At 36.8% G+C, this 12,544-nt stretch carries 10 protein-coding genes; 7 read left to right on the top strand and 3 right to left on the bottom strand.

From position 1 onward, the window contains the following. Window positions 1-65 precede the first annotated feature (65 nt). Window positions 66-1,049, bottom strand: coding sequence for an aldo/keto reductase (locus OQ267_RS08165; protein WP_265835504.1), 984 nt, complete (start codon window positions 1,047-1,049; stop codon window positions 66-68). 224 nt (window positions 1,050-1,273) lie between these two features. On the opposite strand from OQ267_RS08165, the gene smc reads away from it, so the two are divergent. The 4 genes from smc (at window position 1,274) to OQ267_RS08145 (ending at window position 6,554) form a co-directional block, all read left to right on the top strand. After that, window positions 1,274-4,813 carry a chromosome segregation protein SMC gene (gene smc, locus OQ267_RS08160; protein WP_265835503.1) on the top strand — a complete coding sequence of 1,180 codons (3,540 nt, stop codon included), beginning with the start codon at window positions 1,274-1,276 and terminating at the stop codon, window positions 4,811-4,813. Between the two features lie 130 nt (window positions 4,814-4,943). Further along, window positions 4,944-5,153, top strand: coding sequence for a DUF2281 domain-containing protein (locus OQ267_RS08155; RefSeq protein WP_088300783.1), 210 nt, complete (start codon window positions 4,944-4,946; stop codon window positions 5,151-5,153). Further along, entirely contained in the window at window positions 5,153-5,563 is a 411-nt protein-coding gene (locus OQ267_RS08150) for a type II toxin-antitoxin system VapC family toxin (RefSeq protein WP_088300784.1), read from the top strand. Before OQ267_RS08155 ends, OQ267_RS08150 begins: the two co-directional genes overlap by 1 nt. A 16-nt stretch (window positions 5,564-5,579) precedes the next feature. Continuing rightward, on the top strand, window positions 5,580-6,554 hold the full coding sequence (locus OQ267_RS08145) for a M28 family peptidase (RefSeq protein WP_265835502.1): 975 nt from the start codon (window positions 5,580-5,582) through the stop codon (window positions 6,552-6,554). A 3-nt stretch (window positions 6,555-6,557) separates the two neighbouring features. On the opposite strand, the gene rsmG is transcribed toward OQ267_RS08145, so the two are convergent. Beyond that, window positions 6,558-7,193 (bottom strand): 16S rRNA (guanine(527)-N(7))-methyltransferase RsmG, encoded by a 636-nt coding sequence (rsmG, locus tag OQ267_RS08140; RefSeq protein ID WP_265817163.1) that lies wholly within the window; start codon window positions 7,191-7,193, stop codon window positions 6,558-6,560. Between the two features lie 23 nt (window positions 7,194-7,216). Beyond that, on the bottom strand, window positions 7,217-8,344 hold the full coding sequence (locus OQ267_RS08135; protein WP_265835501.1) for a glycosyltransferase: 1,128 nt from the start codon (window positions 8,342-8,344) through the stop codon (window positions 7,217-7,219). A gap of 226 nt (window positions 8,345-8,570) precedes the next feature. On the opposite strand from OQ267_RS08135, the gene tgt reads away from it, so the two are divergent. From tgt to OQ267_RS08120, 3 genes are read left to right on the top strand one after another with little or no spacing between them, the layout of a single operon-like run. Further along, window positions 8,571-9,701 carry a tRNA guanosine(34) transglycosylase Tgt gene (gene tgt, locus OQ267_RS08130; RefSeq protein ID WP_088300786.1) on the top strand — a complete coding sequence of 377 codons (1,131 nt, stop codon included), beginning with the start codon at window positions 8,571-8,573 and terminating at the stop codon, window positions 9,699-9,701. Between the two features lie 2 nt (window positions 9,702-9,703). After that, window positions 9,704-10,807, top strand: a complete 1,104-nt coding sequence (locus OQ267_RS08125; RefSeq protein WP_265835500.1) for an LptF/LptG family permease — start codon at window positions 9,704-9,706, stop codon at window positions 10,805-10,807. A gap of 2 nt (window positions 10,808-10,809) precedes the next feature. Next, on the top strand, window positions 10,810-11,688 hold the full coding sequence (locus tag OQ267_RS08120; protein WP_265835499.1) for a DMT family transporter: 879 nt from the start codon (window positions 10,810-10,812) through the stop codon (window positions 11,686-11,688). Window positions 11,689-12,544: the final 856 nt, after the last annotated feature.

The following is a 12,544-nucleotide window of genomic DNA, read 5'->3' as shown; positions in this document are numbered from 1 at the left end:
AATTTACCAACAATCGCCAAAGTGGGAGTAGTAGTTTTACTAAAAAATCACTACTCCCATTTTTTTTAAAACTGACTCAACACTGGCTTCGTGCCCATAATTTCTTCTACTTTTTCCATTACCTTATCGGTTAACAATGGAACCACTTCTTGTGCGGTTAAATTTTCTTTAAGCTGTGCGCTTTTTGATGCACCCAAAATGACAGAACTAACATTTGGATTTTTTAAGCACCAGGCCAAAGCGAATTTAGCTAACGATACATTAAGATTATCGGCAACTTCTTGCAATTTCTCCACTTTATGAAGTCTATCGGCTTGCATCACATTCTCTTTAAGCCAACCTAATTTTACATCAGCCAAACGAGTATCTTTTACATCTCCTTTGGTATATTTACCGGATAGTAAACCGGATGCTAGGGGAGACCAAATCGTTGTTCCTAGTCCATGATCGCGAAAAAGAAGCAAAAAGTCATCTTCCATTTTCTTTCTTTCGAACAAATTATATTGTGGCTGTTCCATTGTAGGGCCAATTATTCTATAGTCTTTTGCAACAGCTATAGCTTCAGTAATTTCAGCACTGCTCCACTCAGATGTTCCCCAATACAAAATCTTACCTTGTTCTATTAAGGTATTCATGGTTAAAACTGTTTCTTCAATTGGGGTATTTTTATCCGGTCTATGGCAAAAATATAAGTCCAAATAATCAACCTGCAAACGCTTTAGTGCGCCATGACAAGCCTCTGTTACATGCTTACGAGATAAGCCCATTTGATTTGGTCCCTTATTTTCAGCCCCAAAGAAAACTTTACTCGATACTACAAAAGAATCTCTTTCCCAACCCTGGCTTTTAAAAATTTTACCCATCACCATTTCAGATTTTCCTTCTGCATAACCTTCAGCATTATCGAAAAAGTTTACACCAGCATCGTAAGCAATCCCCATCAGTTCATCAGCCACCTTATCGCTAATTTGAGCACCAAAAGTTAGCCAACTTCCTAAACCTAATGAACTTACCTGTAGGCCAGACTTACCTAATCTTCTATATTCCATATCAGTATATTATTAAAATTTATACAAAACTGTAATTTAACTATCAATAGTACTCAGAATTGGATTGGAATGTTTTAACTGTAGGACTTTTTACATTTTATTGAGGATGTTGAGTTGTACAATTACCTTTGAAATAATCAAAACACATTGTAAACTTTATACTTCCATCCTAAATTTTCAAAATTTATCCTTATTATTGAGTTGAGTTCTCCCGAATACAAACCATGCAACTTACCAGATTAGAAATTAAGGGTTTCAAGAGCTTTGGCGACAAAGTGACCATCAATTTTAATGAGGGTGTTACCGCTATTGTTGGTCCGAATGGTTGCGGAAAATCCAACGTAATTGATGCTATGCGCTGGGTTTTGGGCGAGCAAAGCACTAAAGCTTTACGTTCTGAAAAGATGGAAAACATCATCTTTAATGGCACAAAAAACCGTAAACAGGCACAACTGGCAGAGGTTTCATTAAGTTTTGACAATACAAAAAATATCCTTCCTACAGCTTATTCTCAAGTGACTGTTACCCGAAAATTGTACCGAAACGGTGATAGTGAGTATCGCTTGAATGATGTACAATGCCGTTTAAAAGATATTACCGATTTATTTCTGGATACGGGAATCGGATCAGACAGCTATTCGATTATTGAGCTGAAAATGGTAGATGAGATCATTACCAATAAGGAGCATAGCCGCCGTTCTTTATTCGAAGAGGCATCTGGCATTTCCAAATACAAGTTACGTAAGAAGCAAACGTTCAATAAATTAAAAGATACTGAAGCAGATTTAGAACGCGTGGAAGATTTGCTTTTCGAAATTGAAAAGAACTTAAAAACACTAGAAAGTCAGGCCAGAAAAGCAGAGCGTTATTATAAGTTAAAAGAACAGTATCGTGAACTAAGCATTCAATTGGCCACCCATAGAATTGCTTTTTTCCGCACAGACCTTGATGCATTAGAAACTCAGGAACAAAATCAGCAGGTAAACAGATCAGAACTGAGCACCAGAATCGATCAGCAGGAAGCCGAATTGCAAAAACTTAAATTAGGCAGTATTAATCAGGAGAGAAATCTTTCAGTACAACAAAAGGCCATCAATGAACTGGTCTCTAAAATCCGTACTTATGAAAGTGAAAAGAAGATAAAGAATGAGCAAATGCGGTTTTTGCAGGAAAAAGAAACCCGTTTAGCAGGTGAGCTTGAAAAAGACAAAAATCAACTTAGCCATATCAAATACAATATTAAGCGTTTAAATGAAGAGGTTTTAACAGAAACAGAGGTTTTCAATCGTTTAGAAGCTGATTTAAAATCATTAAAATCAACACTTGACACGCTAAGGGAGCAGCAACAAACCGAAAAAAACAGGACTGATCGTCTGATCAAATCGCTAAATGATTTGCAAAATCAGGTTTACCAGTTGCAAAAAGAAATCGACATCCTTAATATTCAAAAAGATGCTTTGGTGCAGGAAACCAACAGAAATGAGGGGGATGCAGAAACTAAAACACTGGAGTTGAAAGCCTTTGACCACGCCCTGGCAGAACTTGACATCCAGGTTTCTGAAAAGCAGCGCAACATCAAACAGCTTAAAGAAGCTGAAGAAATCCTTAAAGAAAAATTAGCGGCATCAGAAATTACCTTAGCGTCAAACAAAGAAAAACTCAATGCCGAGAACCGTAAAAAAGACGCTAAACAAAATGAATATAACCTAACCAAATCTCTTGTAGAGAGTTTAGAAGGTTATCCTGAATCGATTCGTTTTCTTAAAAAAAACAACAGCTTTTCAAAAAGTGCCCTACTCCTCTCTGATATCTTGTTTTGTCATGAAGATTATCGGATCGCCATAGAAAATTATCTGGAACCGGTAATGAACCATTATGTGGTTGATGAATATGCGGATGCGGTTCAGGCTATTAATTTGCTGACTGATTCCAGCCGCGGCCGTGCAAACTTTTTCATATTGGAAAATGTCCCCGACAAAAACCCGGTTTTAATACCACAGGAAGGATTAGTTCCGGCACTTTCAGTTATCGATGTTGATAAAAAGTACCAAAACCTGTGCAACCTGCTGTTACAAAATGTATATCTGGCCGTTGCAGCGCAGGAACAAATTTTCAGAGAAAGTCCTGTTGAAAGCCTGACTATTCTCGCAAAAAACGGAAAATATGCACAAAGCAGGTTTACGTTATCTGGTGGGTCTGTCGGTTTATTTGAAGGAAAGCGTATCGGACGTGTTAAAAACCTGGAGAATTTAGCCAAAGAAATTAAGGTCTCCGAATCTTTAATTAATCAGTACACTGCGGTCATTAAGGCAGAAAATGATCAGATTTTCAGTCTGAAAGAAGCTTCAAAAGTTAATGTAATTAATACTTTACAGCAGGAATTGAATCGTTTAAGCAATGAGCAGATTTCAGTTCAAACCCGGCGCGACCAATACCAGGAATTTATTACTACCAGCGAAAACCGGAAAACAGATATTGCCCAAAAAATTGCGTCTATTGAAAAATCGCTTCAGGAAAAGTTACCTGCGCTAGTTGAATTGCAGCAAAAACAACAACAGGAACACCTTAACTTGCAGGAACAGCAATTAAATTATCAGGAACTTGCCGATCAGGTCAATGATTGTGCCGGCAAATATAACCAGGATAATATCCGCTTTCACCAACAGCAAAACAAGCTGGCTGGCCTGGAAAAAGATTTAGATTACCGCTTTGTGCAGGAAGAAGCGCTGGATAAAAGAATAGCGCAAAACGACAAAGAACTGCAGGAAACCTTAACGCAAATTACCGCTACTTTACAGCATACGGATTTAAGTGACGATACGCTTTTAGAGATGTATCAACAACGTGAAGATCTGGAAAAAGGCCTTGCTGACATTGAGAAAGAGTATTTTGAAAGCAAAGGAACCATCAATGATTTAGAAGGAAACATTTCGGTTATTCGTAAAAACCGTGAAGAAACAGATTTTTTATTAACGGAAATCAAGGATAAAAAAAATAGCCTGAAAATAGATCTAAATTCATTAAAGGAGCGATTGGCAGTAGAATTCAATATCGACATTAATGATCTCCTGGAAACGGAAATTGCCATAGAAACATTGGAAAGTGAGTTTGAAATCAGGCAGAAGGTAGAAAAAATGAAACGCCAGCTGGATGAATTTGGAGCCATAAATTCAATGGCAATGGAGGCATTTAAAGAAATGGAAGAACGTTATGTCTTTATCCAAAATCAGAAAAAAGACTTAAATACGGCTAAAGCAGATCTGCTACAAACCATTAAAGAAATTGACGATACGGCCAAAGAAAAATTTATGCAGGCCTTTACCCAGGCCCGGGAGCATTTTATAGTTGTTTTTCGTTCGCTCTTTAATGAAGAAGACAGTTGTGATTTGATTATATCTGATATCAATAATCCATTAGAGGCCGATATTGATATTATTGCCCGTCCTAAAGGCAAAAGACCGCTATCCATTAACCAGTTATCAGGCGGAGAAAAAACACTTACTGCAACGGCACTTTTATTTTCATTATATCTTTTAAAACCTGCCCCCTTCTGTATTTTCGATGAGGTTGATGCGCCTTTAGATGATACGAACATTGATAAATTCAACAATATAATCCGAAAATTCTCAGATCAGTCGCAGTTCATTATTGTTTCACATAATAAGCGTACCATTGCCAGCACAGATATCATTTATGGGGTAACCATGGTTGAACAAGGGGTTTCCAGGGTTGTAGCAGTAGATTTGAGGGAAGTTGCAGCTTAAGGTTAAAGACTAAAGCAAAACCTGATATTTCTGTCTGTGCAAGATAGCTTTCTAGCTGATGAAGCAATATGCCAATCCATTTTTGAATAGCAATAACGAAAATGTATATTTGTTTAATAACAACAAGGACATGTTAGCTACAATTAAAGGATATTACGAAAAAGGGAAAATCATTTTGGAAGAAACCGCACCAGTACAGTCTAAAACTGATGTTATAGTAACTTTTCTAACGGATGAAAAACCTCAGCTTTTGAAAAGAGTTCCTGGTGCACTTAAAGGTAAAATATCAATACCGGATAATTTCAATGATCCTTTAGAAGATTTAAAAGAGTATATGTAATGGCATCTAATCACTATCTTTTAGATACACATTGTTTATTATGGTTTCAGGAAAACAATCCGAAAATCCCTAAAAAGATTCTAGATATTATTCAAAACATAGAAAACCTTATTTACTTTAGTCAAATTAGTCTATTTGAAATTTCTATCAAACAATCACTAGGTAAACTTCCTCATTTCATTGTAACCGCAGAAGATATCTACTATCAGGCATTATTAGATGGCTTTACCTATTTACCCATAGATAACCCATCAATTTTCAACTATAACAACATTCCATTATTAAATGAGCATAGAGATCCATTCGATAGATTAATTATTTCATCATCAATACAGCAAAATGCTACCTTGTTATCCGCTGATGAAAAATTCAAGTTGTATCCATCCATTTTAAAGTTGCTTTGGCAATAATTCATGATTATAAACTATGAAAATCCTTTATATTATTCCTTTAGCCATGATGCTCAGCTGCTGTTCATCGGTTAAAAATCAAACGACAACCGGCTCAGGAAAATTAGATGTGCAACTGCTTAAAGATGTAGAAATCCTGTCATCTGATGCCTATCAGGGTAGAAAAACCGGCACCAAAGGTGCGGAAATGGCAAGAGCCTATATCATTGAGCGTTTTCAGAAACTGGGATTAAAATCATATCCCCAAAATGTGAACTACGCACAGGAATTTACCTTTAATTCCAGAAATGGGGCGAAGATCAACGGTACCAATGTAATTGGCTATATTCCTGGAAAAGGCAAAAACATAATCGTGGTTTCTGCTCATTATGATCATTTGGGTGTGCTTAAGGATGAAGTCTTTAATGGTGCTGATGATAATGCTTCGGGAACTGCAGGATTGCTTAAGATTGCAGCATATTTTTCAAAAAACAAACCCAATAGTACCATTATTTTTGCCTCATTTGATGCTGAGGAAATGGGCTTGCAAGGCGCCAAAGCCTTCGTGGCCAATCCACCTGTACCACTCGCATCAATTGCTGTAAATTTAAATATGGATATGATTGGGCATAGTGAAAAAGCTGAACTTTATGTTTGCGGTACATTTAGGTATCCCGCACTAAAAAAATATGTTGATACAACCAGAAAAGACATTAAAGTTATTTTAGGTCATGATGACCCCAAACTTGGCCACGATGACTGGACAAATCAAAGTGATCAGGGAGCATTCAATGCCAAAAACATCCCATTTCTTTATTTCGGTGTAGAAGATCATAAAGACTATCACAAGGCTACGGATGAGTATTCAACCCTTACAAAGCAGTTCTTTAGCGATGCCGCAAACACGGTATTAGAAGTCGTCAAAAATATAGATGCACAGTCAGGCCTTCAACAATCATTAAAAGATAAAATGATGATGATGGATAACCCTAAAAAGAAAGAAAGGCTTTAATCCTTATTGCGGTACGTAAACCACATATTTGGTTTCAAAAAAATCTTCTTCAAAATAAGCTGAAAGCGGGTACAATTCTGCTTTCAGTTTTGACTCCTTGATCTCTTCATCCAAATCACCACCTTTTAAGTACAAAATTCCATTTGGAATGGCGTTTACAGCGTCCTTTTTAAATTTTCCCTGAATCCATGGATAAAATTCACCTAAACGGGTAACCGCCCTAGAAACCACGAAGTTGAACTTTTCCTTGATTTGCTCTGCCCTTAGATGGTCTGCCCTTAAGTTTTCCAGCCCCAAAGCAGAAGCCACTTCTTTCACCACTTTAATCTTCTTGCCAATAGAATCGACCAGATAAAACTGCGTATCAGGAAACAGAATGGCTAGTGGAATGCCTGGAAAGCCTCCCCCGGTGCCTACATCTAAAACAGATTCGCCGGCTCTAAAAGTGCAAACCTTTGCTATTCCCAGAGAATGCAAAACGTGACGTTCATAAAGTGCTTCAATATCCTTTCTGGAGATCACATTAATTTGAGCGTTCCAATAAACATAAAGATCAAATAATTGCGAAAACTGATCAATTTGTTTCGCTGTCAAATCAGGAAAATATTTTAAAACGAGATCTGGTTTTACGTCAGCCATATGATAATTTTTATAAGTTAAATCTATTTCCAATTCACTTTTTTCCGGCCAAACATGGCTAAAAATCCGTTTAATGTTAAAAACAGGAACAAAAGTATATCTAATATCGGGAACCACCAACGCAAATCGCTATAGTTTAACCGCTTCAACAACTTTGGATAAATTAAACTCCTGATGATAATGCTCAGTAAAAGTATACCCCCTGCTATATATTGTGCTTCCCGGCTTAAAAACATACCCGCTACAAAAAAGCCATAAAATAGAAACTGAAAAATAATTTGCAGGCTTAAAATAAACTTATGCTTTGACTTGTACATTTTACCTGCTCCAAAGTGGCGCTTTTTCTGTTTAAGGTATCCGACCCAGGTACGATTGGGTTCACTCCATACATGGCTATCTGGATGGATGCGAATCTCTGTATTATGTCGCTTAGCATTGGCATTTACAAACAAGTCATCATCACCAGACGGGATATGCATGTGTGACGCAAATCCTTTGCTTTTAAAAAACAACGACTTTTTGTAAGCCATATTCCGGCCAACCCCCATATAAGGCATACCTTTTAAAGCGAATGAAAGATAATTTACAGCAGTAAAGAATGTCTCGAAACGAATCAGGGCATTTAATAAACCACGCTTTTTTATGTATGGTGAATAGCCTAGAACAATTTCAGTGTTATCATCTTCCGGTTGTTGCATATCCATCAACCATTGATCTGATCCAGGGGTGCAATCTGCATCTGTAAAAACAAGCCATTCATATTTTGCTCCCTTTATTCCCATGGTCACTGCGAACTTTTTACCGGCTAAAAACTTATCGTTATCCAAAACTTTAACCACTTTCATGTTGGGATATACTTTTTCCATTTCCTCCAGAAACTCTTCTGTTCCATCCCAGGAGCGATCGTTCACCACTACCACTTCATATTCAGGATAGTTTTGAGTCATTAAGGTGGGGAGGTACTCGCGTAGATTTTTAATTTCATTTCTGGCACACACAATTACGCTGAGCGGCTTTCTGGCTGTAGACGGTATTGCTTCTACCGTAGCATTAGCCAGCTTTAAGTGCACAAATAAAACAAAATAAAGCTGAACTAAAAGGCAAAAAGCCAATATGGAAAGCAGAATAATTTCAGGTAAAGTTAAGATCACGATGATAAAATAAATAGGCGCAAATTTCCTATTTTAAATCTGCAATATCCCTGATGTTGAAAAAAACATCCTAAATATTATTTCTGCTAAAAAGAAGCTGTATTTAACAATGCATCCTTTTAGCTTGCTGAAGCTGAAAACCTGGTCATTTTTATTATTGATTTAAGCCATTAAACTAACCAACAGTATATGTAGCTGTGGTAAATTTGTTACTTTTGCATTCTATATGAAATTTACTTTACAGGCAAACGATCCTTTATCAAAAGCCAGAGCCGGGACCGTTACTACTGCCCATGGCGAAATACAAACGCCTATCTTTATGCCGGTTGGCACGGCCGGAACAGTAAAAGCTGTTCATCAGCGTGAGCTTAAGGATGATATAGATGCCAAAATTATTTTAGGGAACACCTATCATTTATACCTGAGACCAGGTTTGGATATATTGGAAGCAGCCGGTGGTTTGCATAAATTTATCGGATGGGATCGGCCGATTTTAACTGATAGTGGTGGTTATCAGGTGTATTCTTTAAGTAAAGTGCGTAAAATTAAAGAAGAGGGGGTGACTTTTCATTCGCATATCGACGGATCGAAACATCTTTTTACGCCTGAATACGCAATGGACATCCAGCGTACCATCGGAGCAGATATTATTATGGCTTTTGATGAGTGTACGCCTTATCCATGCGATTATACCTATGCGGCACAGTCTATTAAAATGACACACCGTTGGTTGAAACGTTGCTGTACTCATTTCGACAATACTGAACCTAAATATGGTTTTGACCAAACCTTGTTCCCTATTGTGCAAGGTTCGGTATACAAGGACCTGAGGATCAAATCTGCAGAGTTTATAGCCAGTATGAACCGTGAAGGAAATGCCATTGGAGGCTTATCTGTAGGTGAGCCCGCTGAAGAAATGTATGCCATGACGGAAGTGGTTTGCGATATCCTTCCATATGAAAAACCACGTTATTTAATGGGAGTTGGAACACCAATTAATATCCTCGAAAACATTGCCCTGGGTGTGGATATGTTTGATTGTGTAATGCCTACCAGAAATGCAAGAAATGGGATGCTTTTCACCAGAAATGGTATTATCAACATCAGAAATAAGAAGTGGGAAAATGATTTTTCTCCGCTGGATGATGAAAGTGATCTACATGCTGATCTGGTCACCAGTAAAGCTTATTTAAGGCACCTGGTACATAGTAAAGAAATGCTTGGCGCACAAATTGCAACGTTACACAACCTACATTTCTATTTATGGCTGGTAAAACAAGCCAGAGAAAAAATTATTTCAGGTGAATTTTACGAATGGAAGAACAAAATGGTTAAAGTTTTAGGAAATAAGCTATAAGAATGAGTTTGTTAAAAGGGAGGATAAAAATTATTGACCAATATATTATCGGTAAATACCTGGGTACATTTATATATACCCTGGCCATTTTCGTAATCATCATTGTCGTATTTGATCTGTCCGAAAAAATGGATGATTTTATGAAAAGCGGTCTCAGTTTTTGGGGCATTCTTTCTAAATATTATGCCGGTTCCATTCCCTTTTATGTAAACATGCTATCACCATTGATTAACTTTATTGCCGTTATTTTCTTTACGGCTAAAATGGCTGATCAAACAGAGATTGTACCCATCCTAAGTGGGGGTGTTAGCTTTAACAGGTTTTTATTGCCTTATTTCGTTTCTGCAACGGTTATATTTGCAGCCAATTTAGGGTCTAATCTTTATATTTTACCTTATACCAATACGCTCAAAAACAGCTTCGAGAATACCTACGTAAAGCGTAACGACCCTTCTACGAAAACGAATATCCACATGAAGCTGGATGATAAAACTTATATTTATATAGAAAGTTTTGATAACAAAACCAATTACGGATATCGGTTTTCGTTAGATAATTTTAACGGGGATGTGTTGGTTAAAAAGATTGTTGCAGACAATATCAAATGGGATTCTACCAAGAGAAAATGGCAACTTAGCAACTACTCTATTCGAAAAATTGATGGTTTAAAAGAATCCATGATTTATGGAAACGGAAAGCTTAAAGATACCATTTTAGATATGCGTCCTGACGACTTTTCGGCCTACGCCAATGTGGTTCAAAACCTCTCAACAAGCGAGCTGGCAGATAAAATCAGAAAAGAAAAAGTCAGGGGAACAGGCATTATGAACGACCTGGAGTTTGAACAATTTAAACGTTACCTGCATCCGCTATCTGCATACATTTTAACGCTAATTGGTGTGGCCCTTTCCTCTCGTAAAGTGCGGGGCGGAGTAGGAGTTTCATTGGGCATTGGTATTTTAATCAGCTTCACGTATATCGTGTTTAATCAGTTTACACAGATGTTTTCTACCAAAGGCGGATTACCACCAGTGGTTGCCGTTATTTCACCTACTATTGCATTCGGTTTACTCGGGATCTATTTGCTAAAACGGGCGCCAAAGTAGGAATGGACAGCACAAAAAAGAACTTACTGATTCTCCATTTCACCGTACTCATCTGGGGCTTTACCGGCGTGCTTGGTAAGGTAATTTCTATCGATGCAGTACCATTGGTTTGGTATCGGGTTTTGATTGCAACATCAACTCTTTTTGCGTGGTTTCTCATCACGAAAAAGAACATCAAAATTTCAAAAAAACAATTTATTCAGTTCTTTTTAACCGGAGCCATTGTGGCCATTCACTGGATATTTTTCTTTCATGCGATTAAAGTTTCTACCGTTTCAGTGACTTTAGTTTGCCTTTCTTCTTTTACATTATTCACGGCCATTCTGGAGCCCCTGATCAAAAAACAACCCATTCAGATTGGAGATATTTTGGTTGGATTGATCATTATTCTGGGCATCTACATGATCTTTAAATTTGAAGGTCAATATACATCAGGCATTATATTCGGGCTTCTTGCTGCAGTAGCTTCAAGTCTTTTTTCAACGATAAATTCTACTCTTGTTCAAAAAAGCGAACCTTCTATCATTGGTTTTTATGAATTAGTAGGCGGGCTTTTTTGGATTACATTGTACCGTCTATATGACGGATCTTTAATTCATTCCTCGTTCAACCTGAGCCTGAATGACTGGTTTTACATTAGCCTTTTAGGTACGCTTTGTACTTCAGTCGCCTACGTTGCAGGGGTATCTGTGATGCGAACTTTATCAGCATTCCGGGTGGCTTTGATCACAAATCTGGAGCCTGTTTACGGGATCTTGTTAGCCTTTATTTTCTTCAAAGATAAGGAGCAAATGACAGCTGGATTTTATATCGGGGCAGCCATTATTTTAAGTACTATTTTCTTCTATCCCATCTATAAAAAAAGAAGAAACAAGCACTAATAAACTACACCTTTTAAAATACATTTTAACGCCCAATTTTCAACATTAAACCCTATACAATCGAATAATTTCCAAGGCCATTAATGCCTGAAATAGCTGCTATTAAACATCCTAATTTAACACATCAACACCGATCAAAAAAGGATATAATTTCCCCTAAAATCTTTATGTTTCTAGCTTGAATTAGTCTATATGCTAAATGATTTTTATACCTTTTTAGAACCTCTAAAATACCATCAAAATATCACCTGTTAACACATCCAGTATTCCATAAATATTAATAAATCAGGCTATTAATTTTAGACTCATTTAATGCAAAAAGTGCAGCAATTGTACGCATTTCAAGTACGTAAAAGATTCAAAAATTTCGCATGTTAAATCAAAATTTCAAACATTGTGTAGCTAATTTTGATTGTGTCAGCTAACTTTTAGCATACAGCCTTACCATTTTTAATAAATCTAAAAAACAGCTAAAACAACCATATAAAGAACTCATTTAAAGGCTTTTAAATAAATAAAAACACCATTATTTAGAATTAAGGTTAAAAATGAAAAAAACGGCAGTTGCTACCAAATATTCCAAAGAATTGCCATTAGGAAGGCTAAATTATACATATTTATCATGCTGACACATCTGAAATTCATACATAATTTCTGAAAATACTACCCGAATTTGATAGAAAACGAATCTATAGAATGCAGTTAAATAGTATGGAATAACCGGAAAAAAAAGTCTTATAGCATGACTTTAACCTTCGCTAAAAATTTGATAAACAAATTCCTTTTCCTATTGACCCCTGTATGCTGACATTCAATTTCACGATACAGATTTCAGTTAAATGACATAAAGTCATAT

The organism is Pedobacter sp. MR22-3, from assembly GCF_026240075.1.
Taxonomy (GTDB): Bacteria; Bacteroidota; Bacteroidia; order Sphingobacteriales; family Sphingobacteriaceae; genus Pedobacter.
The sequence above is the reverse complement of the archived record's forward strand: the minus strand, read 5'-3'. Positions and strand labels throughout refer to the sequence as shown.

What these genes read in the sequence shown, in the direction of transcription:
- OQ267_RS08125 (WP_265835500.1), top strand. Translation starts at nt 9,704, where the DNA reads ATGAGTTTGTTAAAAGGGAGGATAAAAATTATTGACCAATATATTATC.
- smc (WP_265835503.1), top strand. Translation starts at nt 1,274, where the DNA reads ATGCAACTTACCAGATTAGAAATTAAGGGTTTCAAGAGCTTTGGCGAC.
- OQ267_RS08145 (WP_265835502.1), top strand. Translation starts at nt 5,580, where the DNA reads ATGAAAATCCTTTATATTATTCCTTTAGCCATGATGCTCAGCTGCTGT.
- tgt (WP_088300786.1), top strand. Translation starts at nt 8,571, where the DNA reads ATGAAATTTACTTTACAGGCAAACGATCCTTTATCAAAAGCCAGAGCC.
- OQ267_RS08120 (WP_265835499.1), top strand. Translation starts at nt 10,810, where the DNA reads ATGGACAGCACAAAAAAGAACTTACTGATTCTCCATTTCACCGTACTC.
- OQ267_RS08165 (WP_265835504.1), bottom strand. Translation starts at nt 1,049, where the DNA reads ATGGAATATAGAAGATTAGGTAAGTCTGGCCTACAGGTAAGTTCATTA.
- rsmG (WP_265817163.1), bottom strand. Translation starts at nt 7,193, where the DNA reads ATGGCTGACGTAAAACCAGATCTCGTTTTAAAATATTTTCCTGATTTG.
- OQ267_RS08150 (WP_088300784.1), top strand. Translation starts at nt 5,153, where the DNA reads ATGGCATCTAATCACTATCTTTTAGATACACATTGTTTATTATGGTTT.
- OQ267_RS08155 (WP_088300783.1), top strand. Translation starts at nt 4,944, where the DNA reads ATGTTAGCTACAATTAAAGGATATTACGAAAAAGGGAAAATCATTTTG.